At 72.4% G+C, this 26,067-nt stretch carries 23 protein-coding genes and 2 pseudogenes; 11 read left to right on the top strand and 14 right to left on the bottom strand.

The genetic code is table 11. The features are described from left to right. Nucleotides 1-141 precede the first annotated feature (141 nt). Nucleotides 142-981, top strand: coding sequence for a PaaX family transcriptional regulator (locus ACZ4TV_RS19620; protein ID WP_468135938.1), 840 nt, complete (start codon nt 142-144; stop codon nt 979-981). Here the strand turns inward: ACZ4TV_RS19620 and ACZ4TV_RS19625 are convergent. Further along, nucleotides 947-1,891 (bottom strand): hypothetical protein, encoded by a 945-nt coding sequence (locus tag ACZ4TV_RS19625; RefSeq protein WP_468135939.1) that lies wholly within the window; start codon nt 1,889-1,891, stop codon nt 947-949. The genes ACZ4TV_RS19620 and ACZ4TV_RS19625 overlap by 35 nt on opposite strands. 127 nt (nt 1,892-2,018) lie before the next feature. Between ACZ4TV_RS19625 and ACZ4TV_RS19630 the strand changes: the two genes are divergently transcribed. Continuing rightward, complete coding sequence (locus ACZ4TV_RS19630) at nt 2,019-2,444, top strand: YjbQ family protein (protein ID WP_468135940.1); 426 nt, start codon at nt 2,019-2,021, stop codon at nt 2,442-2,444. Between the two features lie 110 nt (nt 2,445-2,554). Here ACZ4TV_RS19630 and katG read toward each other — a convergent pair whose 3' ends face one another. Then, complete coding sequence (gene katG / locus ACZ4TV_RS19635; RefSeq protein WP_468135941.1) at nt 2,555-4,786, bottom strand: catalase/peroxidase HPI; 2,232 nt, start codon at nt 4,784-4,786, stop codon at nt 2,555-2,557. 265 nt (nt 4,787-5,051) lie between these two features. On the opposite strand from katG, the gene ACZ4TV_RS19640 reads away from it, so the two are divergent. From ACZ4TV_RS19640 to ACZ4TV_RS19650, 3 genes are all read left to right on the top strand, one after another. Then, nucleotides 5,052-5,501 carry a Fur family transcriptional regulator gene (locus ACZ4TV_RS19640; protein ID WP_468135942.1) on the top strand — a complete coding sequence of 150 codons (450 nt, stop codon included), beginning with the start codon at nt 5,052-5,054 and terminating at the stop codon, nt 5,499-5,501. Nucleotides 5,502-5,654: 153 nt separating this feature from the next. Beyond that, entirely contained in the window at nt 5,655-6,023 is a 369-nt protein-coding gene (locus ACZ4TV_RS19645; protein ID WP_468135943.1) for an STAS domain-containing protein, read from the top strand. A gap of 13 nt (nt 6,024-6,036) precedes the next feature. After that, nucleotides 6,037-6,483, top strand: a complete 447-nt coding sequence (locus ACZ4TV_RS19650) for an ATP-binding protein (protein WP_468135944.1) — start codon at nt 6,037-6,039, stop codon at nt 6,481-6,483. A 38-nt stretch (nt 6,484-6,521) separates the two neighbouring features. Here the strand turns inward: ACZ4TV_RS19650 and ACZ4TV_RS19655 are convergent, their stop codons facing one another. From ACZ4TV_RS19655 to ACZ4TV_RS19695, 9 genes and pseudogenes are all read right to left on the bottom strand, one after another. Further along, a complete protein-coding gene (locus ACZ4TV_RS19655) occupies nt 6,522-7,397 on the bottom strand; it encodes a SigB/SigF/SigG family RNA polymerase sigma factor (protein ID WP_468135945.1) in 876 nt (291 codons plus the stop codon). A gap of 107 nt (nt 7,398-7,504) precedes the next feature. Next, on the bottom strand, nt 7,505-7,708 hold the full coding sequence (locus ACZ4TV_RS19660) for a hypothetical protein (protein WP_468135946.1): 204 nt from the start codon (nt 7,706-7,708) through the stop codon (nt 7,505-7,507). Between the two features lie 136 nt (nt 7,709-7,844). Further along, on the bottom strand, nt 7,845-8,018 hold the full coding sequence (locus ACZ4TV_RS19665; protein WP_468135947.1) for a CsbD family protein: 174 nt from the start codon (nt 8,016-8,018) through the stop codon (nt 7,845-7,847). 76 nt (nt 8,019-8,094) lie between these two features. Beyond that, on the bottom strand, nt 8,095-9,042 hold the full coding sequence (locus ACZ4TV_RS19670; RefSeq protein WP_468135948.1) for an iron-containing redox enzyme family protein: 948 nt from the start codon (nt 9,040-9,042) through the stop codon (nt 8,095-8,097). A gap of 116 nt (nt 9,043-9,158) precedes the next feature. Next, nucleotides 9,159-9,392 (bottom strand): annotated as a pseudogene (locus ACZ4TV_RS19675) (CDGSH iron-sulfur domain-containing protein); the annotation flags it as partial. Further along, nucleotides 9,376-10,062, bottom strand: a complete 687-nt coding sequence (locus ACZ4TV_RS19680) for a HemK2/MTQ2 family protein methyltransferase (RefSeq protein WP_468135949.1) — start codon at nt 10,060-10,062, stop codon at nt 9,376-9,378. The pseudogene ACZ4TV_RS19675 and the gene ACZ4TV_RS19680, both read right to left, overlap by 17 nt. A gap of 104 nt (nt 10,063-10,166) precedes the next feature. Further along, nucleotides 10,167-10,913: a metallophosphoesterase family protein gene (locus tag ACZ4TV_RS19685; protein ID WP_468135950.1), complete on the bottom strand. Its 747-nt coding sequence runs from the start codon at nt 10,911-10,913 to the stop codon at nt 10,167-10,169. Beyond that, nucleotides 10,910-11,164, bottom strand: coding sequence for a hypothetical protein (locus ACZ4TV_RS19690; RefSeq protein ID WP_468135951.1), 255 nt, complete (start codon nt 11,162-11,164; stop codon nt 10,910-10,912). The genes ACZ4TV_RS19685 and ACZ4TV_RS19690 overlap by 4 nt, the downstream gene beginning before the upstream one ends. Beyond that, entirely contained in the window at nt 11,161-11,814 is a 654-nt protein-coding gene (locus ACZ4TV_RS19695) for a nucleotidyltransferase family protein (protein WP_468135952.1), read from the bottom strand. The genes ACZ4TV_RS19690 and ACZ4TV_RS19695 overlap by 4 nt, the downstream gene beginning before the upstream one ends. Before the next feature lie 185 nt (nt 11,815-11,999). On the opposite strand from ACZ4TV_RS19695, the gene ACZ4TV_RS19700 reads away from it, so the two are divergent. Further along, nucleotides 12,000-12,707 (top strand): HAD family hydrolase, encoded by a 708-nt coding sequence (locus ACZ4TV_RS19700; RefSeq protein ID WP_468135953.1) that lies wholly within the window; start codon nt 12,000-12,002, stop codon nt 12,705-12,707. 32 nt (nt 12,708-12,739) lie between these two features. On the opposite strand, the gene ACZ4TV_RS19705 is transcribed toward ACZ4TV_RS19700, so the two are convergent. Beyond that, nucleotides 12,740-13,546, bottom strand: a complete 807-nt coding sequence (locus ACZ4TV_RS19705; protein ID WP_468135954.1) for a ribonuclease BN — start codon at nt 13,544-13,546, stop codon at nt 12,740-12,742. Between the two features lie 140 nt (nt 13,547-13,686). Between ACZ4TV_RS19705 and ACZ4TV_RS19710 the strand changes: the two genes are divergently transcribed. From ACZ4TV_RS19710 to ACZ4TV_RS19720, 3 genes are all read left to right on the top strand, one after another. Then, the gene (locus ACZ4TV_RS19710) at nt 13,687-14,169 is read left to right on the top strand and encodes a DUF6328 family protein (RefSeq protein WP_468135955.1); all 483 of its coding nucleotides are present in this window, start codon (nt 13,687-13,689) and stop codon (nt 14,167-14,169) included. A 157-nt stretch (nt 14,170-14,326) separates the two neighbouring features. Then, nucleotides 14,327-18,244: a Pls/PosA family non-ribosomal peptide synthetase gene (locus ACZ4TV_RS19715; protein WP_468135956.1), complete on the top strand. Its 3,918-nt coding sequence runs from the start codon at nt 14,327-14,329 to the stop codon at nt 18,242-18,244. Between the two features lie 35 nt (nt 18,245-18,279). Further along, complete coding sequence (locus ACZ4TV_RS19720; RefSeq protein ID WP_468135957.1) at nt 18,280-19,608, top strand: M1 family metallopeptidase; 1,329 nt, start codon at nt 18,280-18,282, stop codon at nt 19,606-19,608. Here ACZ4TV_RS19720 and ACZ4TV_RS19725 read toward each other — a convergent pair. Continuing rightward, the gene (locus tag ACZ4TV_RS19725) at nt 19,605-21,440 is read right to left on the bottom strand and encodes a serine/threonine-protein kinase (RefSeq protein ID WP_468135958.1); all 1,836 of its coding nucleotides are present in this window, start codon (nt 21,438-21,440) and stop codon (nt 19,605-19,607) included. The two genes, ACZ4TV_RS19720 and ACZ4TV_RS19725, sit on opposite strands and share 4 nt — an antisense overlap. A 264-nt stretch (nt 21,441-21,704) precedes the next feature. Between ACZ4TV_RS19725 and ACZ4TV_RS19730 the strand changes: the two genes are divergently transcribed. Both ACZ4TV_RS19730 and ACZ4TV_RS19735 read left to right on the top strand, forming a co-directional pair. After that, nucleotides 21,705-23,864: a CHAT domain-containing protein gene (locus ACZ4TV_RS19730; protein ID WP_468135959.1), complete on the top strand. Its 2,160-nt coding sequence runs from the start codon at nt 21,705-21,707 to the stop codon at nt 23,862-23,864. An 11-nt stretch (nt 23,865-23,875) separates the two neighbouring features. Then, the gene (locus ACZ4TV_RS19735) at nt 23,876-25,330 is read left to right on the top strand and encodes an alpha/beta hydrolase (RefSeq protein ID WP_468135960.1); all 1,455 of its coding nucleotides are present in this window, start codon (nt 23,876-23,878) and stop codon (nt 25,328-25,330) included. Nucleotides 25,331-25,355: 25 nt separating this feature from the next. On the opposite strand, the pseudogene ACZ4TV_RS19740 reads toward ACZ4TV_RS19735, so the two are convergent. Continuing rightward, nucleotides 25,356-25,775, bottom strand: a pseudogene (locus tag ACZ4TV_RS19740) (GlxA family transcriptional regulator); the annotation flags it as partial. Between the last annotated feature and the right edge of the window lie 292 nt (nt 25,776-26,067).

Here is a 26,067-nt window from a genome sequence, read left to right on the forward strand (position 1 = left end):
CAATACGAAAACATCCTCCCCCCCCGCACCCTCCCCCCCCCCCCCCCCCCCCCCCCCCCCCCCCCCCCCCCACGCCGACCTGGACGGAGCCGCGTTCACCCGCCTCGGTAGGATCGCCACCGCGTACGACGGAAGGCGATCATGGCGGACAGTCCCCTCAGGCCCAGCTCGTTGATCAACACGGTGTACGGGGCGTTCCTGCGCCGCCTCGGGGGCTGGATCTCCGTCGCCGACCTGATCACCCTGATGTCCGAACTGGAGGTCGACGGCCCGGCGGCGCGCTCGGCGATCTCCCGGCTCAAGAAGAAGGGCGTCCTCGAACCGGAGCGCCGCGGCGCCACCGGCTACCGGCTCAGCGCAGCCGCACGACCCGTCTTCGACGAGGGCGACCGGCGCATCTTCGGCAGCCTGGAACCGGCGAAGCTGAGCGACGGCTGGGCGATGGCCGTGTTTTCCGTACCGGAGTCCGAGCGTTCCTACCGCTACCAGCTGCGCACCCGGCTGACCTGGCTGGGATTCGGCAACATCGCCCCCGGCGTGTGGCTGGCGCCCGGCCGCCTCCTCGGTGACGCCCGCGACATGCTCGTGCGGCTCGGACTGAGCGACTACGTGCACCTCTTCGCCGCCGACTACGCCGCCTTCAGCGAGCTGCCCGAGACGGTCAGCTCGTGGTGGGACTTCCCGGCGATCGAGGAGCAGTACGCCGGATTCACCCACGCGTACGGACCCGTCGCCGCGGGACTGACGCAAGAGCGCGACATCGACGGCGCCGAGGCGTTCCGCCACTACGTCCCGATGCTCACCCAGTGGCGCCGCCTGCCCTACCTCGACCCCGGCCTGCCCGCCGAGCTGCTCCCCGCCGACTGGAACGCCGTCGCCGCACGGCAGATCTTCCAGCAGCTGAACGACGTACTCGCCGTGCCCGGCCTGCGGCACGTACAGGACGTCACGGGCCTGACCGGGGCGGCACCGGAGGCGTAGGGCGGGCAGCGGCGCAGGCGGCAGCGGTGTCGCGCACCGCCAGGGCGAGGTGCCGGGCGGTGTCGCGGGTACGGCGTGGCACACGGCGGCCGTGTCCGACGAGCCGGGCCGCCCGGTCCATCGCCCGCAGCGCACGTACGGATCCGACGGCGGGGACGGCCTCCACCAGGGTGGACATGGCCGTGTCGGCCTCCTGCCAGTCACCTGCCCGGGCCAGGACCCGGGCGAGCTCCGCGGCGAACAGCACACGGTAGGCGGGGCCGTCACCATCGGCGTGCGCCGCGCCGTGGAGGAGGGCGGCCGCCACCTCCAGGTCCCCCAGCGCGGCCCGCGCCAGACCGTGGTGGCCGTCCAGTTCCGGCTGGTCGAACCACCAGGCCCAGGACGGGTCCCGGTCCGTGGGCCGGTCGGCGAGGAGCTCGGCGGCGGTGCGCAGGGCCCGCCCGGCCTGCGGTCCCCGCCCCAGGCGGGCGAGGGCCCGCCCCGCGCGCACGTGGAAGATCGCCGCGACGCGGCCGGGAAGTCCTTCGCGGGCCAGCACGGAGGAGGCGATCCGCAGCGAATTCCCGGGCCGGCCCAGATGCTCCTCCTGCATCGCCAGCACCGCGAGGACGAGGGGTTCCACGGCGGCCGGTTCGACCGCCCGGCCTCCTCGGGCCAGTTCCAGGGCCCGCAGGTGGAGCCGTTGAGAGACGCCGTGCCGTTCGGCGTCGAAAGCGATCCACGCGGCGACCTGGAACAGCTCGGCGAGCGCGGCCCGCTCCTCGCCCCCGCGCACCGGGCGGCTGCGGCCGGCCGTGCGAACCGCCGCCAGGGCCGCTCCCACCGCCCATCGCGCCCCGGCCGACACATCGAGTGCGACGAGCTTCTCCGTCAAGGCCTTCACCTCGACCACCGAAAGGTCGGGCACCGCTGGTTCCCCCTCACCGATCCTCACACCGTGATCATCGTAGGCGGGCCGGGCCGGGACGGGCCGGGCCGGCCGACACCGGCCGTGGTTGCGCGCCTGCGGGGAGCCCCGGCACGAGGATGGAGCCATGGCCGACACCTTCGTTTCGCGCACCATCGACGTGACGACCGGGGACCGGGAGACCGTCCACGATCTGACCGACGCCTGCGCCGCCTTCCTCGGGGAAGTGGCGCGGGGCCGCAGTGGACTGCTCAACCTCTTCACACCGCACGCGACCGCGGGCCTCGCCGTCATCGAGACGGGGGCGGGCAGCGACGACGACCTCCTGACGGCCCTGGGGTCCCTGCTGCCGGCCGATGACCGCTGGCGCCACCGGCACGGGTCCCCGGGGCACGGGCGGGACCACGTACTGCCCGCGATCGTCCCGCCCCACGCGACGCTTCCGGTGATCGACGGAACGCTGGAGCTGGGAACCTGGCAGTCGGTCACCCTGGTGGACACCAACCGGGACAACCCCCGCCGCCAGGTCCGACTGACCTTCCTCGGCCACTGACCCGCCGCCCCCGCCCGGCCGGCGGATCACTCCGTCACTTCTGGGCGTGCTGGCCCAGGCAGAACGTCCAGGTCGGCCGATGCGGGCCGACCCGGACCTGGACGTCAGGATCAGACGAGGTCGAACCGGTCGAGGTTCATGACCTTGTCCCACGCGGCGACGAAGTCCTTCACGAACTTCTCCTTCGCGTCGTCGCTCGCGTAGACCTCCGCGAGGGCGCGCAGCTCCGAGTTCGATCCGAAGACGAGGTCGGCGCGGCTGCCGGTCCACTTGACCTCGCCGGTGGCGGCGTCGCGGCCCTCGAACGCGTTCGCGTCCTCGGACGTCGCCGTCCACGTCGTGCCCAGGTCGAGCAGGTTGACGAAGAAGTCGTTCGTCAGGGACCCGGGGGTCGTGGTGAGGACGCCGAGCGACGACTGCTGGTGGTTCGCGCCGAGGACGCGGAGGCCACCGACGAGGACCGTCAGCTCGGGGGCGCTCAGGGTCAGCAGGTTCGCCCGGTCGAGCAGCAGGTACTCGGCCGGCAGGCGGTTGCCCTTGCCGAGGTAGTTGCGGAACCCGTCGGCGGTCGGCTCCAGCGCCGCGAACGACTCCACGTCGGTCTGCTCCTGCGACGCGTCCGCGCGGCCCGGCGTGAAGGGGACCTGGACGTCGAAACCGGCGTCCTTGGCGGCCTGCTCGACGGCGGCCGCGCCGGCGAGCACGATCAGGTCGGCGAGGGAGATCCGCTTGCCGCCGCTCTGGGCGGAGTTGAAGGACTCCTGGATCCCCGTCAGGACGCGGAGCACCGTCGCCAGCTGGTCGGGCTCGTTGACCTCCCACCCGCTCTGCGGCTGGAGGCGGATGCGCGCGCCGTTGGCACCGCCGCGCTTGTCGCTGCCGCGGAAGGACGAGGCCGCCGCCCACGCGGTGGACACGAGCTGGGAGACCGTCAGGTCGGAGGCGAGGACCCGGCCCTTGAGGGAGGCGATGTCCGCGGCGTCGACGAGCTCGTGCGTGACCTCGGGGAGGGGGTCCTGCCACAGCAGCGTCTCGGCCGGCACCTCCGGGCCGAGGTAGCGCACGACCGGGCCCATGTCGCGGTGGGTCAGCTTGAACCAGGCGCGCGCGAAGGCGTCGGCGAACTCGGCCGGGTTCTCGTGGAAGCGCCGGGAGATCTGCTCGTAGGCCGGGTCGAACCGCAGCGAGAGGTCGGTCGTCAGCATCGTCGGGGCGTGGCTCTTCGACGGGTCGTGGGCGTCGGGCACGGTGCCCGCCCCGGCGCCTTCCTTCGGCCGCCACTGGTGTGCGCCGGCGGGGCTCTTGAACAGCTCCCACTCGTAGCCGAAGAGGATGTCGAAGAAGCTGTTGTCCCAGGTGATCGGGGTGTTCGTCCAGATTCCCTCGAGACCGCTGGTGATCGCGTCACCACCCTTGCCGGTGCCGAAGGAATTGCTCCAGCCGAGGCCCTGCGCCTCGAGCGGGGCGGCCTCGGGGTCGGGGCCGACGTTCTCCGCGGGGCCCGCGCCGTGGGTCTTGCCGAAGGTGTGGCCGCCGGCGATCAGGGCGACCGTCTCCTCGTCGTTCATCGCCATCCGGCGGAACGTCTCACGGATGTCGCGCGCCGCTGCGAGCGGGTCCGGGGTGCCGTTCGGGCCCTCGGGGTTGACGTAGATGAGGCCCATCTGGACCGCGCCGAGGGGGTTCTCCAGCTCCCGGTCGCCGGTGTAGCGCGCGTCGTCGAGCCAGGTGGTCTCGGGACCCCAGTAGACGTCCTCGTCGGGCTCCCAGACGTCCGCACGACCGCCACCGAAGCCGAAGGTCTCGAAGCCCATCGACTCCAGGGCGACGTTGCCGGCGAGGATCATCAGGTCGGCCCAGGAGATGCTCTGGCCGTACTTCTTCTTGACCGGCCACAGCAGGCGGCGAGCCTTGTCGAGGTTGCCGTTGTCCGGCCAGCTGTTGAGGGGGGCGAAGCGCTGCTGGCCCGCCCCGGCGCCACCGCGGCCGTCGCTGATCCGGTAGGTGCCCGCGCTGTGCCACGCCATCCGGATCATGAACGGGCCGTAGTGGCCGAAGTCGGCGGGCCACCAGTCCTGGGAGGTCGTCAGCACCTCCGCTATGTCCCGTTTCACCGCCGGGAGGTCGAGGCTCTTGAACGCAGCGGCGTAGTCGAACTCCTCACCCAGCGGATTGGCGACGGCGGGGTTCTTGGCGAGGATCTTCAGGTTGAGCCGCTCCGGCCACCACTGGCGATTTCCACCGCCCTGCGTCGGGTGCGGGGCACGCTCGTGCGCGACCGGGCAGCCACCTCCGCCCTCGGACTTCGCGTCTACGACGATTGCATCATGGTTCTCGGACATGGGAATCCTTCCGTACCAGGCGGATCGCGGTGCAGGAACTCAATGCGGTGGAACAGTCGGGGCGAGACTCCCGTGCATGGGCTCGGCGTCGTCGGTCTCCGCGGCGCCGAGTTGGTCACCGTCCCGGACGGGTCGTCAGCGCCACCGATCCTACGATGGACGGAATCCAAGTCAAGAAGGACACTAAGCCGATAATCAATCGGATTCCGGATGTCGGCCGATAAACTTCGAGTACCCGCCGTCGAACCTGAAGAGGTGAGCCGACATGAGTGACCTGCTCGACCGGTTGCGAGGACGTGGCTGGCGGATGACGTCCCAGCGGCGGGTGGTCGCCGAGGTCCTCGACGGCGACCACGTGCACCTCACGGCCGACGAGGTGCACGCCCGCGCGGCTCAGCGGTTGCCGGAGATCTCCCGGGCCACCGTCTACAACGCGCTGGGCGAGCTGGTCGCCCTCGGCGAGGTCCTGGAGGTCACCACCGACGGCCGCGCGAAGCGCTACGACCCCAACGCGCACCACCCCCACCAGCACCTCGTGTGTTCCGGCTGCGGCCTCATCCGCGATGTCCACCCGACCGGCAATCCGCTGGCCGGCCTCCCGGCGGAGGGCCGGTTCGGCTTCACGGTGTCCGAGGTGGAGGTCACCTATCGCGGCCTGTGCCCGGCCTGCGCCGGCCTCCCCGCCGTGGGCACCGGGTCCGACGGGCCGGATTGAGCCCTACGCGTCCGGGTAGGCGCCGTGCGGAGCCGGCCGAAGCGGCCGGCACCGGTCCCGGGTCGAGGAACCCGATGGGCACACGTACAGCGCCGCGGACGTGGGATGCCTCACGAGGCGCGTCCACCGCGAGCCGAGAAGGGGTGGTTCCCGATGGCCTCACCGCCGGACGGCGGCCGATTCGCCGTCGACGTGCGACCCGTGGACGACGTGGTCGTCCTCGCGCTGAGCGGAGAGCTCGACCACGACACCGCCGAACCGTTGCGAGCCGCGCTCGACGCGGCCCTCTCCGCAGGGGCCCGAAGACTACTGGTGGACTTCTCCGGCCTGCGGTTCTGTGACTCCACGGGGCTGAACGTGCTCCTGCACAGTCGCCTCGCGGTCCGTGAGGCGGGTGGCCGCCTAGAGCTGGCCGGCCTGCGCCGGCCCGTCGCCCGCATGTTCCGCATCACCGGCGCGGACGAGATCTTCCCCGTGCACACCGATGTGGCACACGCGCTGGCCGACCAGCGGCACGCGTGACGGAGGGACGCACATGAAGCCACGGCCTCCCGACCAGATCCGGCGCCTCCTGCTGCGTGACACGACGGACGTCGTCACCCGCTGCCGTGATTTCACCCGTGAGGCGCTGAGCGAATGGCACTGGATGTCGACCGCCCGCGAGCACGCGGAAGACGTCCTGCTCCTGGTGTCGGAGCTTGTGGCCAACGCCTGCCTGCACGCGGGCGGACCGCGCACGTTGTTGCTGGACTGCACGGACGAGAGGCTGCGCATCGAGGTCGCCGACGGCAACCCGGTCGCCCCCGCGCCCCGGCCCGGGTCCGACCCGGCCCGGCCCGGCGGCCACGGGCTGCTGATCGTGGAGAAGCTCGCCCGGGGCTGGGGCTCGGTGCCGACCGAGGACGGCAAGTGCGTGTGGCTGGAAGTCGACTCGCCACCGCGGTCCCCGGAGAGCCGGGGACCGCAGTCCGTGTCGTCGTAGCGGGCGAGCGGGCGAGCGGGCGTCGTAGCGGGCAGGGACTATCGGTCGACGGCGCCGCCGTCGGCGTCCTCCAGCAGCCCGGCGCGCAGTCTGCTCATGATCCGGCCGAGCAGCCGCGACACGTGCATCTGCGAGATGCCGAGGCGGTCGCCGATCTCCGCCTGGGTGAGCTCCTCGCCGAAGCGCAGCGAGAGGACCCGCCGCTCGCGGTCGCCGAGGGCGCTGATGAGGGGCTTCAGGGTTGCGAGGTCCTCGATGCGCTCGTACGCCTCCTCCTCCGCGCCCAGCGAGCGCGTCAGCGCGCCGCTTTCGGCCTCCTGGTCGACGGGGGCGCTGAGGGACCCGGCGACGTACCCGTTGGCGGCCTGCCGGCCCTCGGCCAGCGTGGCATCGGTGATGCCGAGGCCTTGGGCGAGCTCGTGCTCGGTCGGCGTCCGGCCCAGCCGCTGCTCCATCGCCTCGCCGGACTTCGCGATGTCCAGCCGGAGCTCCTGGAGGCGGCGCGGGACCTTCACGGACCAGCTGGTGTCCCGGAAGAACCGCTTCATCTCGCCGGTGATGGTCGGCACGGCGAAGGTGGCGAACTCGACCCCGCGCTCCACGTCGTACCGGTTGATGGCCTTGATCAGGCCGATCGTGCCGGCCTGGACGATGTCCTCAAGGGGTTCGCTGCGGCTGCGGAACCGCCTGGCCGCGTACTTCACCAGGCTGAGGTTCAGCTCCACGAGCGTGTTGCGTACGTACGAGTACTCCGGCGTGCCCTCGGTCAAGGTGTTCAGGCGCCTGAAGAGCACGACCGACAGGGTCCGGGCGTCGGAGGTGCTGACTCCGAGCGGATCGTCGGGAATCTCGAATGTGTCCACGAGGGACTTCGTATGGAAGGGGTCCGCGGTATCACGCGTCCTGCGTGCCATGAGTGTCCTCCGACGGATGGGGGCTGTGCGAACGGCGAGCGGCGCGGCGGGGCCGTCGTGGTTCCCGCCCGGTGTGTACCCGGTCGCCGTGCCCTGACCCTCCCAGGCTAGTCGGGCGGCTCCGGTACCGGTTCCTGGCCGGGGTCCGGGCCGGGGGCGGGCGGCCTCTCGACCGGTTCGGGCGGCTGCGGGTCGCGGGGGACCGGATCCGGCATCGAGGGGACGGGACCGGGTCCCTCCGGCTCCGGCGCGGCCGGTTCGATCGGTTCGCCCGGTTCGGCCGGCTGGGTCGGTTCGATCGGTTCGGTCATGCGGGCACCTCCGTGCGTGCATGCGTGCATTCGAGCATGCGTTCGTGTTCCGGTGTCCGGCCCGGTACGGGCACATGGGCGCACCCGGGGGTGGTCGCGTTCGCACCGCCCCCGGGCGCCGGTGACGTCGGCCGGTTCAGCGCTTGGACCTCTTCAGGCGGTCCGCGGCCTTCTCCGCCGTTTCCTCGGCCTTGCCCGCCAGGCGATCGGCGGTGCCTTCCGCCTTCATGCGCTGGTCGTCCATGGCCTCGCCGGTGGTTTCCTTGATCTTGCCCTTGACCTGTTTCGCCTTCGCCTTCGCCTTGCTCATGACGTTCAGTCCTTTCTGTGACAGTTCACACACCAGCTTGCCGCTGTCCGCGGGCATCCGCAGGCCGGGCGGCGCGTCACCGGGCCGGCAGAGGCGAGCGCAGTACGGATCGCCCCCGCTCCCACGCCCCACGGATACGGGCGCTCAGCCGGTCCTCCAGCAGGACCGTCGCCGCGCAGCCGAACGCGACGTCGGGCTCCAGCGCCGGCTCGTCGGCGAGGAGGCCGCCGATCACCTCGTGGCGGACGACCTGTTCGTGCACGGCGTCGGCCTCCACGTGCTCCGCGTAGAAGTGCTCGGCCGCGGGCCCCGCCCCGCACCGCCGCATCGCCTTGGCGAGACGGCGCGAGCCGGGCGAGGAGGTGACCTCGACGCAGGCGAAGTGACCCACGAGCGCCCCGCGCAAGGACCGGTGCAGGCCGAAGAGCGACATCAGGTTGACGGTGGCCAGCAGGGGCGCGGGGGCGTGGTCGAGGTAGTGGCCGTACGTGGTGTCCAGGCCGAGGTCGGCCATGAGGTCGGCGAAGAGCCGCGCGTGGATGTCGGCGGCGCGGCCGGCGCCGAACTCGTCGTACTCGATGGCCACCATGCCCGCCTTGGCCCGGCCGGACAGGCGGGGGATGACCCAGGCGTGGGGATCGGCCTCCTTGAGGTGGTAGAGGGACCGCAGGGCCGCGTACTCGCGCAGCTGCCAGAGCTCGCCGTCGGTCTCGAGGTAGCGGCTCAGGCTCTGTGTCAGGTCGACGGGCTCGACGAGGAGGGGCGCGAGGGCGTCGTCGACGGACCGCGGCGCGTCTCCCAGGTCCGTCCGCAGGGCGTGGAGCATCCGCGTCTCCAGTGCCTGGCGCAGCCGCAGCAGGTCCGGATCCCATTCCAGGTCGTCGTCGACGCCCTCGAAGCCCCGGTAGTGGAGTTCGTACAGCAGATAGAGGGCGAGCTGGAGGTCCTCGTCCCATGGATCGGCCTTCAGGACGGATCCGGTGGTGCGGGCGGGCGGCCGGCCGGTCCGCAGGGCCTCCACCACGGCAGAGGAGAGTTCGCCCCGTCCCTGGACGAGTGCGGGGCCGGGGGAGGTGGCGGCCTGGGCGGGCGCGGCCTGGGCGGGCGCGGTCCTCGGAAATTCCTGTCCTCGGGGGCGGGCCGTTCGCGGGGGCGGTGGCTGGTGTCGCACCAGGGGTAGGCGCGGCTGCGGCGGCAGGTGCACAGCGCGACGAGGAAGCGGTCCGAGCGGGCTACCGTGCCGTCCTCCAGGACGACCTCCACCGGACCCTCGACCAGGACGGGGCCTTCCGGGTCCACGACGACCCGCCGGGCGGAGCGGCACGCGGAGCGCGGGGCACCAGGGCCCTCGGTGGAGCTAGGGGTGCTCGGCACGGACGATCACCAGTTCCTCCCAGCCCTCGCCGTCGTCGGCGAGGCCCTGTTCCTCCAGCCAGGCGCGGCGCGAGCGCAGCACCGGACCCCAGGGAACGCGGGCCCGTGCCGTCACCCGGGCCGGGAGACCGGCCCCTTCCAGGTGCTCCACCGTGGTCTGGGCCCCGCACATGGCCGAGTGCACCATCAGCAGGACTCCGCCGGGGCGCAGCAGGGCCGAGGCCCCCGCGCAGATCCGGTCGATGACCTGGCGACCGGCAAGGCCGCCCTCCCAGGCGCGCTCGGCGCCGTGCGCCGGCAGGCCGGAGTGCGGTGAGGGGACGTACGGCGGGTTGGCCAGGACCATGTCGAAGCGCCGGCCACCAGTGCGGGCCGCGAAATCGCCGTGGAGGACTCGAAGCGGCAGGCGCCGCAGGACGCTGTTCACGCGGGCCGCGAGGACCGCGGTCCAGGAGACGTCGACCGCGGTGACCCGGGCTCCCTTGGCCGCGGCGAGGAGTGCGAGCGCGCCGGTCCCGGTGCCGATGTCCATCACGTCCGTGCCCGGTTCCAGTTCCTCGCGCGAGAGGGCCTCGGCGAGCAGCCTGGTGTCCGCCTGGGGGCGGTAGACGCCCGGCGGTACGAACAGCTTCGCCGGGGTCGTTCCCGTGGTCAGGGCCGCAGTGGGCATCCGCTACCTCCCGGATGGACCGTGCTCGTGAAGGCCGGGCACGGTGTGGCTGGGGTCAAGAGGCGGCTACCCCGGCCGGGTCGTTCTATCCGTCACCCCGCCGATCACGGTTCCGAGGGGGCGGTGGCCTCCGGGGAGAGGTGGTAGATGGCGAAGGCACGGTCGATGACGGGCATGGCGACGTTACGCACGCGCACCCCGCCGGCCGTCATCCCGTGTTCCGTGCCGAGGTGGGCGTGCCCGTGCACGGCGAGGTCCGCTCCCGCACCGTCGATGGCCTCCGCGAGGAGGTAGCTGCCGAGGAAGGGATAGATCTCCAGGGGCTCACCCGCGAGAGTGTCCGGCACCGGGGAGAAGTGCGTGAGCGCCACCCGCAGCGCGCTTCCCCCGTCGCCCAGCTCACGCAGGCTCCGGCCCAGCCCGTCCGCGCAGGCCCGGGAGTACTGGATGAACGCCTTCATCTGCGGCTCCCCGAACTCGCTCCCACTGCGACCGGCGAAGCCTCCGCAGAACCCCTTGGTACCGGCGACGCCCACCGTGGTCCCACGGACGTCGAGCATGACGCCGTCGCCCTCGAGGACGTGGACGCCCTTCTCGACCAGTTCGCGGGTGACGACGTCCGGCAGGTCGCTCTGGTAGTCGTGGTTGCCGAGGACGGCGACGACCGGAACCGGCAACCCGGCGACTTCGCCGGCCACCACCCGCGCCTCCTCCTCGGTGCCGTGCCGGGTCAGGTCACCGGCCAGCAACAGCAGGTCCGCGCAGTCCCCGAGCGTGTCGAAGGCCGGTCGCAGCGTGCCCGCACTGCCGGGTCCGAGGTGGATGTCTCCGACAGCCGCGATGCGGATCACGACAGCTCCTCTGCGTGATCGGGGGGGCCGGTACTGTTCACGGTCAGGTCCTCGTGCCAGGGGACGCCCGCCAGTTCCTCCTCGACGATCCGCAGGATGACCTCCCGGGATTCGGCGCTGGTGACGCTGCCCCAGATCATCGCCCAGGAGCCGCGCGCCTCGGTCCGTACACCGAGCTCGGCGATGTCCTCGCGCGCCAGCCGGTCGCGCAGGTGCGCGAGGCGGTACTCGATGTGCTCCACGGACGTCATGACGTCACCTTCCTGCTGTCGATGACGCGAAGCCGTTCGAGCAGGTACAGGAAGGCGTCGGGCAGCGGGGCGTCCCGGTGTGCCCGGTCCAGGCGGTCCCAGTCGATCTGCTCGCGCAGCATCCGGGCCATCGGCAGCAGATCGCCGAAGTCACAGTAGTGCTCGCACAGCGCGGCCAGGCGACTGTCCATGAGGTCGGTGGGGGAGAGGACCGGCATCCAGACGGAGTCCACTGCCTTCACGCTCGCCCGCTCCAACAGCTCCTTGCTGACCGGTCGCCGGGCGAGCTCGAAGATCAGGTCGATCACCTCCCCGCCGGTGCTGCCCTTGACCAGCCAGTCCTCCGGGGCCCTGCGCATGCTGATGCCGCCGGCTTCCAGGGCCTCGATCACCGCCTCGGCGTCCTCGGGCCGCACGCAGAAGTCCGTGTCGTGCTGGAAGCGGGCCGGCACGCCGTGCGCGAACGCCGCCACACTGCCGGCGAGGGCGAACGGCTGCCCGGACTGCTTCAGCAGTGCCGCGACGCGTTTCGTGACCTCCAGAATCGCCTGCGTGTGGTCCTTCGGGAGGTGTCCGTCGGTGATCGTGGGCGGGCTCAGGTTTTCCGGTGGAGGGAGTCCGCCGACCGTATCGGCAGGGGAATTGTTCACGGAGGACCTCGCTCATTCGCTCCGGCGGCTCTCGGCCGGGATCCCCTCCATTACGGGAGACCCCTAACCCGTCCGGCGCCCGTCGAAACCTCCTCCAGGAGGCGCGGGAGTGGGCGCGAGCAGCGCGGGTAGGCGCCGCACACGTGGAGCGCTGGTAAGAACGTCCGACCCCGGTGGAGGCCGAGATGATCCGCGCCGCTCTGTTCGACGTCGATGGGACCCTCGCCGACACCAACCACTTGCACGTCACGTGCTGGTGGGAGGCCTTGCGGCAAGCCGACCACGCGGTGGCGATGCATGACATCCACCGGGCGATCGGCCTTCCGGGTGAGGACTTGATCGCCCATCTGCTGGGGGACGACCGTGACCCGGAGGCGGACGGCACGCTCAGCGCGGCGCACGACACGCTCTACGGCACCTACTTCGATCGGCTGCCCAGCCTGGACTCCGCCGCCGATCTGCTGCGCGAGCTCGACCGCCGGGGCTGGCGCGTGGTGCTGGTCACCTCCGCGGGCAGTACCGAGCTCAGCGCACTGAGAAGGGCCATCGGCGCCGACGACGCCATCACGGCGACCGCGAGTTCCGACGACGTCAGCGAGGGCAAACCGGCGCCGGATCCGGTGGCCCATGCCCTCGACCTCGTCGGCGCGGCCGCGCGCGACGCCGTCTTCGTCGGCGACACGGTGTGGGACATGAAGGCCGCCACCAGGGCCGAGGTCGTGTCCGTGGCCCTGCTCTGCGGTGGAATCCCGCAACGGGACCTCGAGGAAGCCGGGGCCCGCGCCGTGTACCGGAACCCGGCCGACCTGCTGAGCAACCTCGACGACAGCCCGTTCGCCGACGTCCCGGGGAGTGCGGCTCCCGCCTCCCGCACGGGGCGCACCGGGACGTAGCACCGGACCGGCGCGCTCGACGGGCTTCGGCCTCACGCCCGCCGTTTCAGCTCGTGCGCCACGCGGAGCAGTTCGTCGTGGAGCAGCCGGCCCGCCAGCGCGCCTCCGAACACGACGACGCCCACGCCGACGAGCCATGACTCGATGACGAGGACCGTTCCGAACGGGCCGTAGGTGACGGCGCTGGAGGCGATCAGCGGAGAGAAGACGAGCCGGGAGAAGATCCTGAGCGCGAGCAGCCCCAGCATGGTGGACACCGCCCCGGGCAGCAGGGCGGCCCACGCGACCCGGCCGCCGAGCAGGATCCGCTGGGACCACCAGAAGAACAGGGTGCCGCTCAGCCACGTGACGCCGCCGCGGGCCGGGTGCTCGCGCCACAGGGGCGTGAGCGCGGAGAGGTAGAGGACCCCCATCAGGACGGCGAGCCACACCACGTGCCTCCACCGGGCCCACCAGCGGGCCGGGGGCAGGTCCCAGATCCTCTCGTAGCCGCTCTGCAGCACCGCGCCGAAGGTGAGGCCGAACACGGCGAGGACGGCGAGGCCGAACGCCGTCGTCGTCCGCAACACCTCGCCCGGCAGGGCGAACAACCGCTCGATCTCCTGCCTGGCGGGCGCCGAGACGCCGAGCCCGTCCCCCAGCCACTGCGCGAACCCCTTCTCACCGCCCGCGTCAGCCGCGGAGATGACGATCAGCAGCGGGACCAGCGTCAGGAACCCGAGCGCCGCGAATCCCAGCGAACGCTGCCACAGCGCAAGCTCACGGACCCGGCCCCACCGGCGCCCGGCCCGCGAGCGGCGGATCGCACTGCGCAGCCGCCCGAACGGAGACAGTCGCATGGCGCGCTCCAGGGTCTGTTGTGCCTCCACGGTAGGACTGCCCTGACGCGGAAGCCACCACGCGTCGCAGCGCCCACCCGGGGAAGGTGCGCAGTGGTACGGGGGCGGGCACCATGTGGACACGATCCCAGGGAGATGGCATGTCTGACGCTCGCGACGGACGAAACGAGAGCGCGGAAGAGCGCGCGGACCGGCAGTGGCAGGAGCTGATCCAGGAGATCCGTGTCGCCCAGATGGGCGTGCAGATCCTTTTCGGCTTCCTGCTGACGGTGGCCTTCACCCCCCTCTTCCACGAGCTTCCGCAAACCGACAGAACGATCTACACCGTCACCGTCGTGCTCGGCGCCCTGGCCACCGGTGCCCTCATCGGGCCCGTGGCCTTCCACCGCATCGTCTCCGGCCGCCGCATCAAACCCGAGGCGGTGGCATGGGCCTCGCGCCTCACCTTCGTGGGCCTCGTCCTGCTGCTGGCCACCTCCACCGCGGCCCTCCTCCTCATCCTGCGGGTGGCCGCCGACGACACACTCGTGCCATGGCTGGTGGCCGGAGTCCTGGCCTGGTACCTCCTGTGCTGGTTCGTGCTCCCGGTGTGGGCGAGGATCCGTTACACCGCGGAGCACTGAGCGGCCGTCCGTTCCCGGCCACGCGCAAGTCTTCAATGAGAAAACCCTTGATGGCGCACTAGACTGGCGGGTTGTTTGGCGCTGGGCCGGAACAACCCGGGCACACCCGGGCTCCGCCGGCGACCCGGACGTTGCCGGGAACGAGACGCGAGGGCCGATGGCAGCCACACCTGAGCGCGGTGAACCCACTCTGCTCGACGACGGGGAGATGCCCGAGGACTCCGGCAAATCCGCCCGTTTCTCCGCCGGACCCGCCGCCCCGGCCCGCACCCTCGTCGACATCCTGGAGGCCTCCGTACGGGCGTACCCCGACGAACTCGCCCTGGACGACGGCACCTCCCCGCTGACCTACCGGGCACTGGCCGCCGAGGTCGAGCGTTGGCGGCGCGCCCTCGCGGCCGCCGGAGTGGGACTCGGTGACCGGGTCGGCGTACGCGTGCCTTCCGGGACCAACGAGCTGTACGTGGCCGTCCTGGCCGTACTCGCGGCGGGCGCCGCCTACGTACCGGTCGACGCCGAGGACCCGGACGAGCGGGCCGAGCTGGTCTTCGGCGAGGCCGGGGTGCGGGCGGTGCTGGGCGCCGGGCGGCGCGTCGACGTCACCGGCGTCGACGTCACCGGCGTCGCGGACGTCCGGACCTCCGCCGCGCGCCCCGGCCCCGAGCACGACGCGTGGATCATCTTCACCTCCGGATCCACCGGCAAGCCCAAGGGCGTCGCCGTCAGCCACCGCAGCGCCGCCGCCTTCGTGGACGCCGAGGCCGCGCTGTTCCTCGCCGAGGAGCCGATCGGACCCGGCGACCGGGTCATGGCCGGACTGTCCGTCGCCTTCGACGCCTCCTGCGAGGAGATGTGGCTGGCCTGGCGTTACGGCGCCTGTCTCGTGCCCGTCCCGCGCTCCCAGGTGCGCAGCGGCGCCGACCTCGGCGCCTGGCTGGTGGAACAGGAGATCACCGTGGTCTCCACCGTCCCGACCCTGGCCGCGCTGTGGGAGCCCGAGGACCTCGGCGAGGTCCGGCTGCTGATCTTCGGCGGCGAGGCCTGTCCGCCCGAGCTGACCCAGCGCCTGGTCACCGAGGGGCGAGAGGTCTGGAACACGTACGGCCCCACGGAAGCCACCGTCGTCGCCTGCGCCTCACTCCTCACCGGTGAGGAACCGATCCGGATCGGCCTTCCCCTGAACGGCTGGGAACTGGCCGTGGTCGACGAGTCCGGTGAGCCGGTGCCGATGGGCGGCAGCGGCCAGCTCGTGATCGGCGGCGTCGGCCTGGCCCGCTACCTCGACCCCGAGAAGGACGCCGAGAAGTACGCCCCCCTGGAATCACTCGGCTGGCAGCGCGCCTACCGCAGCGGTGACCTCGTCCGCGCGGAACCGGAGGGGCTCGTCTTCCTCGGCCGCGCCGACGAGCAGATCAAGCTCGGCGGCCGCCGGATCGAGCTGGGCGAGGTGGACGCCGCACTGCAGGCCCTGCCCGGCGTCGCCGGCGCAGCCGCCGCCGTACGCACCGCGCGCAGCGGCAACCAGCTGCTCGTCGGCTACCTGGTCACCCAGGAGGGCTGGGACCACGCGGCGGCGGTCGAGCGGCTGCGCGCCGAGCTGCCCGCGGCGCTCGTGCCCCTGCTCGCACCGGTCGACGAGCTGCCGACCCGTACCTCCGGCAAGGTGGACCGGGACGCGCTGCCCTGGCCGCTGCCCGAACCGGAGACCACCGGCCCCACCGAACAGCTCTACGGCACCGAGGCCTGGCTCGCCGAGCAGTGGAGCGAGACCCTCGCAGTGGCCGTCACCGGCGCAGCCGACGACTTCTTCGCGATCGGCGGCAACAGCCTCGCCGCCGCCCAGCTCACCACCCGGCTGCGCACCCGCTACCCGAGCGCGGCCGTCCTCGACATCTACCAGCAGCCCACCCTGCGCAAGCTGGCCCGCCGGCTGGAGAAGTCCGTACGGGACGACGGCCCGGCCCGGACCGTCGCGCCGGTTCCGCTCCGCACCCAGGTGACGCAGTCGCTCCTGCTGCTCCCGCTGTTCACCCTGGTCGGCCTGCGCTGGACGGTGGCCCTGCTGGCACTGGGCAACGTCCTGCACCGGTTCGGGCCCTATCCGTGGGCGCCGACCGCCTCCTGGTGGCTCGTCGCCGCCGGCGCGGTCCTGCTCTTCAGCCCGCCGGGCCGCCTCGCGATCGCGGCCGGCGGCGCCCGGCTGCTGCTGCGCGGGGTGAAGGCAGGACGCTACCCGCGCGGCGGAAGCGTCCATCTGCGGCTGTGGACGGCGGAGCGGCTGGCCGAGTACGCCGGCGCGACCTCCCTCACCGGCTCCTGGCTGCAGCGCTACGGCCGGGCCCTCGGCGCCAAGATCGGCCCCGAGGTGGACCTGCACTCGCTGCCGCCGGTCACGGGCCTGCTCAAGCTCGGCCGCGGCTGCGCCGTGGAGTCCGAGGTGGACCTCTCCGGGCACTGGCTGGACGGGGACCGGCTCGAGATCGGCCCCGTCAAGGTCGGTGCGGGCGCGGTGGTCGGCACCCGCAGCATCCTCTTCCCGGGCGCGCGGGTCGGCAAGCGGTCCGAGGTGGCCCCCGGCTCCGCCGTCGTCGGGCAGGTCCCGACCGGCCAACGCTGGGCCGGAGCGCCCGCCGGCAAGCTCGGCAAGGCCAAGCACAACTGGCCCGAGGAGCGCCCGCCGCGTTCCGTCCACTGGCGCGCCGCGTACGGGGTGACCGGCTTAGGGCTCACGGCCCTGCCCGTGCTCGCCACCTTGCCCGCCCTGTTCGTGGTCAGCCGGTTCGTGCCCGCCGGCGACGGGCTCGCCGGGGCACTGGGCGGAGCGCTGCTCGCCGTGGTGCCCGGGGCGCTCGCCTTCGGATGCGCGTACGCGCTGCTCCTGCTGGTCTCGGTACGCCTGCTCAGCCTCGGGCTGCGTACGGGCAGCCACCCGACCCACAGCCGGGTCGGCTGGCAGGCCTGGACGGTCACCCAGCTGATGGACCTGTCCCGGGAAACGCTCTTCCCGCTGTACGCCGGGCTGATCACCCCCGTCTGGCTGCGGCTGCTCGGCATGAAGATCGGCCGGGGCGCGGAGGTGTCCACCGTGCTCGCGCTGCCGAGCCTCACCACCGTCGGCGAAGGCGCGTTCCTCGCCGACGACACCCTGACCGCGCCCTACGAACTCGGCGGCGGGTGGATGCGGATCGGACACTCCGAGATCGGCCGCCGGGCGTTCCTCGGCAACTCCGGAATGACCGCGCCGGGCCGCACCGTGCCGGACGACGGGCTGGTCGGCGTACTGTCCGCCACTCCGAAGAAGGCCAAGAAGGGCAGCTCGTACCTGGGCCTGCCGCCGGTCCGCCTGCCGCGGTCCGCCGCGCACGCCGACCAGAGCCGGACCTACGACCCGCCCGCGCGCCTGCTGTGGGCGCGCGGCCTGGTGGAGCTGTGCCGGCTCGTCCCGGTGTTCTGCTCGGCCGCGCTGGCCGTACTGACCCTGGCGGCGCTCTGCGCGCTGAGCACGGCGAGCGCGCTCGGGATCTGGGGAGCCGCGCTGCTGTCCGGAGCGACCCTGCTCGCCGCCGGTGTGGCCGCGTGCGTGGTCGCGGTGGCCGCGAAGTGGCTCCTGGTCGGCCGGCACGGGGCGGGGGAGCACCCGCTGTGGAGCGGCTTCGTGTGGCGCAACGAACTGGCCGACACCTTCGTCGAGGTACTGGCCGTCCCGTGGCTGGCCGGATCGGTGCCCGGCACGCCGCTGATGGCCCTGTGGCTGCGCGGCCTCGGCGCCCGGATCGGCCGGGGCGTGTGGTGCGAGAGTTACTGGCTGCCCGAGACGGACCTGGTCGTACTGGGCGACGGGGTCAGCGTGAACCGTGGCTGTGTGCTGCAGACGCACCTCTTCCACGACCGGATCTTGAGGACGGATACTGTGGTCCTCCGCGAGGGCGCCACCCTGGGCCCGGGTGGAATCGTCCTGCCCGGGAGCACGGTCGGAGCCCGCAGCACACTGGGCCCCGCCTCTCTCGTGATGGCCGGGGAATCCGTCCCCGCCGACACCCGCTGGCTGGGCAATCCGATCGAGGCGTGGCGGTAGCCGCTACGAGCACGGCGCAGGGAGCGGAAGCGGCAGTGAACGGCCAGAAGACAGCGGCATCGGACCCCTACTTTCCGGCCAACGGCGACCCCCGTTACCGCGTGCACCGGTACGAACTCGCCCTGGAATACCGCCCCGGCCCCAACCGGCTGACCGGGACGGCCCGGCTCAGTGCGATCGCCGGGCGGGCCCCGCTCACCGAGTTCCACCTGAACCTGGCCGAGTTCAAAATAGGCCGCGTCCTGGTCGACGGCCGGGCGCCGCACTACACCCACCGCGGCGGCAGGCTCCGGATCCGGCCGGCCAAGCCGCTGCCCGCCGGCGCCGCCTTCACCCTGGAAGTGCACTGGGCGGGCAACCCGAAGCCCGTGCGCAGCCCCTGGGGCGGCCTCGGCTGGGAGGAACTGACCGACGGCGCGCTGGTGGCCAGCCAGCCGGTCGGCGCGCCCTCCTGGTACCCGTGCAACGACCGGCCCGCCGACAAGGCCTCGTACCACATCTCGGTCAACACGCCGTCCGCCTACACGGTCGTGGCCGGCGGCCGGCTGCTCACCCGGACGGCGAAGGCCAGCACGACCACCTGGGTGTACGAGCAGTCCGCGCCGACCTCCAGCTACCTGGTCGGCCTCTCCATCGGCATGTACCAGACGGTGCTGCTCGGTGACCCCGGGCTCGGTGGCGTGCCGCAGAGCGCCCACGTGCCGGCGCACCTGCTGCCGCGGTTCTCCCGAGACTTCGCCCGACAGCCCGCCATGATGCGGCTGTTCGAGGAACTGTTCGGCCCCTATCCCTTCGGCGAGTACGCGGTGGTCGTCACCGACGAGGAACTGGACGTCCCGGTGGAAGCCCAGGGCCTGTCCCTCTTCGGCGCCAACCACGTGGACGGCGCACGGGGTTCGGAGCGCCTCATCGCCCATGAGCTCGCGCACCAGTGGTTCGGCAACAGCGTGACCATCGCCGACTGGCGGCACATCTGGCTGAACGAGGGCTTCGCGAAGTACGCCGAATGGCTCTGGTCGGAGCGCTCCGGCGGCCGCACCGCGCACGAGCTCGCGACCACCGCGCACCGCCTGCTGGCCTCGCAGGCGCAGGACCTGCGGCTGGCCGACCCGGGCCGCAAGCTGATGTTCGACGACCGCCTGTACCAGCGCGGGGGCCTCGCCGTGCACGCCATCCGTTGCGCCCTGGGCGACGGTGCGTTCTTCCGCATGCTGCGCGAGTGGGCCACCGTGCACCGCCACGGTGTGGTGACCACCGCCGGCTTCACCGCCCACGTGTCCCGCTACGCGGCCGAGCCCGTCGACGACCTGTTCTCGGCCTGGCTGTACGAGCCGTCCCTCCCGCCGCTGCCACGCCCTAGCTAGGTCTGCCGGGTCCAGCGCTGCGACGCCTCCCCGCCGCAGGTCTTCGTCACCAGGCCGCTGCTCATGCCCAGGTCGAGGCAGCCGCCGCCGTAGTCGCTGCGGAGGCTGCCGCCCGACCCCGTACGCCACAGCCGGCCGATGTCCTGGGCGCAGTCGCCCACGAAGACGGCCTGGCCGAGCCCGTTGGAGTACAGACACTGGCCGCTCTGCTGGTTGACGAGCTTGAAGCTGCCGTCCGACGTGCTCTTCACAGTCCACCGGGCGGTCGAGTCGGAGCACGAGCCGAAGTCCGAAGAGCCGTAGACCTGGGTGATGCATTTGCTGTTGTTGCCGTTGCGGTAGCGGTAGGTGCCCGATTCGGGTGGCGCCGGGGGCGCCGGCGTGGGGGCCGCGGACGTCGTACCGCCGGAGGGGCGCGCGCTGCCGGTGCCGCCCGCGTTCGCGGAGGTTCCGGAGCTCCCCGAGCCGCCCGGGCCGGTCTGCGGGCCGCCGCCGGGGCCGGTTCCGGAGCCCCCGGCGGCCGCGACCGGGGGTCCGCCCGTCCCTCCCTGCCCCTGGTCCTGGGCGGGCGACTGCGCGGGCGACGCCGTACCCGACGGGCCGGCGCCCGCAGTCGACGCCGTCGGGTCGGCCGGAGCCGTGACCGAGGAGGGCGGGGTGCTCCGGGCCCCGGCCGGCGGCGAGGACGCGTACGGCAGGTGCTGGATGGCGAGGGTCGTTCCGCCCGCGACCACCACGACGGGGACGACGGCGAGGAAGACACGGGTCCGGCGGCGGCGCTCGGGCCGTTCCGGACGGGAGGCGGCCGCGGGCGTGGGATCCGGCGCCGGGTCCGCCGGTTTCCCCTCCGGTTTCCCCTGCGGTTCCGGTTCCCGCTTCGCACGCGCGAGCGGGACCGTTCGTACGTCGATCTCCTGCACGTTCGCGGCGAAGGCGGCCCGCTCGGTCAGCCGCTCCGTGATGGCGGCCGGCCACAGCGGGGCGTTGAACGGGCCGTGCCGAGAGGCGCGTTCGAGGAGCTCGGCGGCGGTGGGACGGCCCTCGGGGTCCTTGGCGAGGCAGGCCGCGACCAGCTCGGCGAGATCCGGCTCCAGCTCTCGCAACGGTTCCAGGTCGGGCTCTTCGTGGACGATGCGGTACAGCACACCGTGCCCCGACTCGTCGCCGAACGGCGGCTGGCCGCACGCCGCGTACGCGAGGACCGAGCCCAGCGCGAACACGTCGGTGGCGCCGCTCAACCGCCGTGTGCCCGAGGCCTGTTCGGGCGCCATGTAGGCGGGGGTGCCCACGACCATGCCGGTCCTGGTCAGCTGGCTCTGTTCGGCTGCGCGAGCGACACCGAAGTCGATGAGGGTGAGGCCGTCGAGGGTCAGCATGACGTTGGACGGCTTGAGGTCCCGGTGCACCATGTCCAGCGCGTGCACCGCGGCCAGGCCCGCCGCCGCCTCCCGCAGCAGCAGCCACAGGGCGGGCGCGGGCAGCGGGCCGCCGTGCAGCCCGATCGCCTCCCGCAGCGTGAGCCCGGGGATGTAGGCGGTGGCGAACCACGGGGGCCGCGCGGTGCGGTCGCTGGCGAGCAGCGGCGCGGTGGCATCCGCGGGCAGCCGTGCGATGTTGTCCAACTCGTGCCCGAAACGGCGCACGAAGTCCTCGTCCTCGCCGACGACGGAGGCCAGCAGCTGCTTCACGGCGACGTAGCGGCCCTCGTGGACCCCGAGGTACACCCGCCCCATGCCTCCGGCCCCGAGCCGGCCCGCCAGCGGAATCGACCCGATCCGGGGCGGATCCTCCGCCTCCAGCGGCTCGGCCCCGCTCCCCCTCAGCTCTAACACGCGTCTGCCCCGCTCGAATTAGAATCAGTTTCTAGGAATCTAACCCGATGATCCCTCGACGGCAACGCGCGGGGTGCGACCCCGACTTGCTCCCTCGGTGCCGGGCGCTCCCGCCGCCGGTCGTGAGCCGCGCGTCACCGGGAAACCACAGATCGCAGTCGATCGGCAACCCATGGCCCATTCCGGAAACAGTGGGATAATCATGGAGAAGAGGGTGACGCATCCGGAACGAGACGCTCGGGCGACTCTCGAAGGAGGAGCGTGGTGAGCACCCCCGCCGCTCGCATCGCTGATCTGCTGGAGGACGTACCGACGGCCTCCAACCCTCCCGGACCGCCTCCCGCTCCGCCCCCGGACGAGCCACCGCGCCCCGGTGGTCCCGTCCTCGACGTCACCGTGCTGTGGGGCGACCTGGTGCAGGTCGCCGCCGATCTGCACGTCACCGGGCACTACCAGTCGGTAGTGCCCGCCGCCGCGGAACTCGCACTGGACCGCGCCATATCCGGCGGACCCCGCCCGCTCATCACCGAGCACACCAAGCTCGGCTGGATCGAGGCCCAGTTGGGCGAGGTCACGTACTTCCCCTGCACACCGGGCCCGGTGCGATCCGCCGCCGTCGTCGGCATGGGACCGATGGGCACCCTGACGGAACGCCGCGCCGTCCAGATGTACGCCTCGCTGCTGGGCGAAGTGGTCGCGCTCGGCCATGTGGGGACCATGGCGACGGTGCTCATCGGCTCGGGTACGGGCAACCTGGCCGTGCATCAGGCGGCCCGTGCCCTCGTCAGGGGATTCGCCGGCGTCCTGGCGTCGCTGGGCCCGCCGGCGCCGCCGCCCGCTCTCACCGAGGTACTCGTCGTGGAGGTCGACCGGCTGCGGGCGGAGCAGCTTCGCCTCGCACTGACCAACGCCGCCGCGAAACTGCCACAGCTGCGGATTGGCCCGGAGCTGCGCGAGGAGAGCGGCGGCCGCTTGTTCGCACCCTCGGCGGCGGTGTACGCCCTGACGGCGCTGGCCGGGCTCGCCGGGCCCGCGGGCGCGGCCGCCCGCGACGGAACGCCGGGCGGCCCGGACCCGCCGGCCGGGGAGGAAGCCCTGCGCACCGTGCTGGCCGGCTTCGCCCCGCACATCCAGGGACAGGTCCGCGAACAGCTGGCCCACCTGGCCGAAGTGGAGCGCACGGACCTGACCTTGACGGTACGGGGCCCCACGGAGGCCCCGGACGCCTCGTTGCCCGTCCGGATGTCCGTACAGTCTGGTGTCGGAGGCCTGCGCTGGGCGGCGCTGACCGGGCGGGCCACCGTACCCGAACGGCTCGTCCCCGTGGACATGGACCTGCTGCGGGAGCTCGTGGACCGGCTGACCGAACCGAGCGTCGAGGACGCGCGCGAACTGCCCGACCTGCTGTCCCGGTTCGTGGTGCCTCCCGACTTCCAGCGGCTGCTCACCGACGACGCGACGGTGCTGCTGGAACTGGACCGCGACACCGCCTCCGTCCCCTGGGAGTTCCTGGCCGAGATCCAGCAGGCCGGCGGTGAGAAACGCGATCCCCTGGCGATCCGCACCCAGCTGTCCCGGCAACTGCGCACGACCTACTCGCGCGTGATGACCGAGGCGCTGGCGGACGGACCGCTGCACGCTCTGGTGATCGGCGACCCGGGAGACCCGGAGAAGGGGTTCCAGTTGCCGGGCGCCCGCGTCGAGGCCCTCGCGGTGGCCACCCTCCTCAAGAACCTGGGGGCGAAGGTCAGCCTCTTCGTCGGCGCGGCCAACTCCACCCGGCATCCGGGCGTCGACCCGGCGAGACGTCTGGACGTCCTGCGGGTCCTGCTGTGCGGGGGCAACCACATCGTCCACTACTGCGGCCACAGCGACTTCGACGTCTCCGGGACGGGCCGGCGCTCGGGCTGGGTCTTCGCGGACGGCCTGCTGACCGCCCAGGAGCTGGCACTGCTCGAACGGCCGCCCATGATCGTCGTGGCCAACGCCTGCTACACGGCCCGGCTCGGCGGCGCGACCGGTCCCGGTACGCAGGCCGGACCGCCCGGCGTGGCGGACCAGAGCCCGTGGGGCAACCCGCAGGCCGCGCTGGTACCGAGCCTCGCCGACGAATTCCTCCGCCTGGGCGTCGGGCACTACATCGGGGCGGCCTGGCGGATCCCCGACGACCAGGGGATCTCCTTCGCCGAGCAGTTCTACACGCGCCTGTTCGAGGGCGGGTCCGGTGAGGCGCCGCCGACGGTGGGCGGCGCCGTCCGCGCGGCGCGCAAGAGGCTCTACGAGCTGCGCGCCGCGGGGCGCCGGCGGCCGGACACCGCGCCGAGCCCCCAGCGGTGGAGTTCCTGGGCCGCCTACCAGCATTACGGGGACGCGGCCGACCCGTTCGTCCGCCCCGAGCCGTTCGACCGACCAGGGGGCAGCTAGGAGGTCCGCACATGGCCAGGATCCCGATGGCCGACGTCGTCGTACTGCTCCCCGGCATCACCGGGAGCGTACTGACCAGGAACGGCAAGGACGTATGGGCGCCCTCAGCCTCGGCGGTACTGGGCGCGCTGGCGAGTCTGGGCGGCTCACTGAGATCCCTCGAACTCGGGGAGGACGACTGGCGCGTGGACGATCTCGGCGACGGCGTGGTCGCCGACCGGCTGGTGCCCGACCTCCACACCCTGCCCGGCCTGTGGAAGATCGACGGCTACACGGCGATCGAGAGGTTCCTGCTGGCGCAGTTCGATCTGAAGGAGGGCCAGAACTACTTCCCCTTCCCGTACGACTGGCGGCGGGACAACCGGGCCGCCGCCCGCAGACTCGCCGAACAGAGCACCACCTGGCTGCGGAACTGGCGCGAGGCGAGCGGCAACGCCACCGCCCAACTCGTCCTGATCGGGCACTCGATGGGCGGACTCGTCTCCCGCTACTTCGTCGAGGTACTGGGCGGCTGGAAGAACACCCGCGCCATCGTGACCTTCGGCACCCCCTACTACGGCTCGCTCAACGCCGTGGATTTCCTGTGCAACGGCTTCCGCAAGCGGATCGGCCCCTTCGAACAGGACCTCACCCGCCTCCTGCGCTCCCTCACCGCCCTGCACCAGCTCGTGCCCGTCTACAAGTGCGTGTACGGGGCGGACGGCCTGGCATCCACCCCGGCGAAGGCCGGGCTGCCCGGCTGGCAGCCGCAGTGGAGCAGCCATCTCACCGACTTCTTCGGCGAGATGGAATCCGCGGCCACCGACAACCGGCGGGACCCCGCCTGGGAAGCCAACCAGGTGGTCTACCACCCCATCGTCGGCATGGACCAGCCCACCAGACAGTCGGCCCGGCTCGCCGACCACCAGGCCGAGAAGGCCGAGAAGGTCGAGAAGGTCGAGACCCTGATGACCCGCGGGGATCTGGACGAAGGGGGCGACGGAACGGTGCCGAAGCTCTCCGCGGCCCTCTCCGGGACCGAGGACGCCCGCACCTTCGTCCCGCAGCGGCACGCGAGCCTGCAGAACCAGGACGCGATGCTCGACCACCTGAAGGGGATCCTCCAGTCCCTGCACGACATACGCATCGACGACCTGCGCGCCGCCGTGACCTCCTGGTTCAGTTACCTCGGTGACGACCTCTACCTCGCCGGCGAACCCGTCGTCTGCGAGATCGGCGCCAACAGCGCCCTCAGCGAGAGCGAACTGCCAGAGGTCCGGGCCCGCCTCACGGTGACCGGCCGGTCCACCGGCCTGCCGGTGGTCGACCGCGCCGTCACGGTCCCCCGGGAGCGCCAGCGGTTCGAGATCGGCCTGCTGCCCCCCGGCACGTACGACCTGCTGATCAGCGCGAGCGCCGACACCGCGCCGCTCGCCGACGTCTTCCTCGTCGCCGGCCCGGAAGGTACGGACGGCCCGACCCCCTGAGGAGCCGGGCGCGTTCCCCGGCCCGTCAGCCGACGCGAAACGCCTGCCGGTAGGCCGTGGGGGAGACGCCGATGGTGTGGGCGAGGTGCTGGCGCAGTGACGCCGCCGTTCCGAAGCCGGCGCGGGCGGCGACGTGATCCACGGACAGGTCGGTGGTCTCCAGCAGCCGGCGCGCGTGTTCCACCCGTTGCCGGGCGAGCCACTGGCCGGGCGGCATGCCCACTTCCGCACCGAACCGCCGGCAGAACGTCCGCACGCTCATCCCGGCGTGCGCGGCGAGCTCGGCCAGTGAGAGCGGACGGTGCAACTGCCGCTGGGCCCAGTCACGGGTGGCGGCCGTGGTGGCGGCGGCCGGTTCCGGGACCGGGCGGTCGATGTACTGCGCCTGGCCGCCCTCCCGCCAGGGGGGTACGACGCAGAGCCGGGCCACGCGGTTGGCGAATTCTTCGGCACCGGCGTCACCGTCGCACGCACCCTGGGGCCGCTGCTGCTCACCGCGCTGCTGGTGGAGATGGGCGCGGTCGGCTGGCTGCTGCTCGGCGCCCTGTTCCTGACGGCGTCGTACGCACTGGGCCCGGTGACCCGGTGGGCGGCGGCAGCGGCGGCGCGGCATAGTACACAAACCCCCATGGCCTGTGGCTGATATGCATCTTTCCGCCCAAAGCAGTCCGAGCGGTGAGTAGCGTCCCGGTGACAGGACGGTCGGGCCGTGCGCATGCGGTGACGACGAGCCGATT

The sequence above is a fragment of the Streptomyces sp. NPDC028910 genome, from assembly GCF_055564955.1.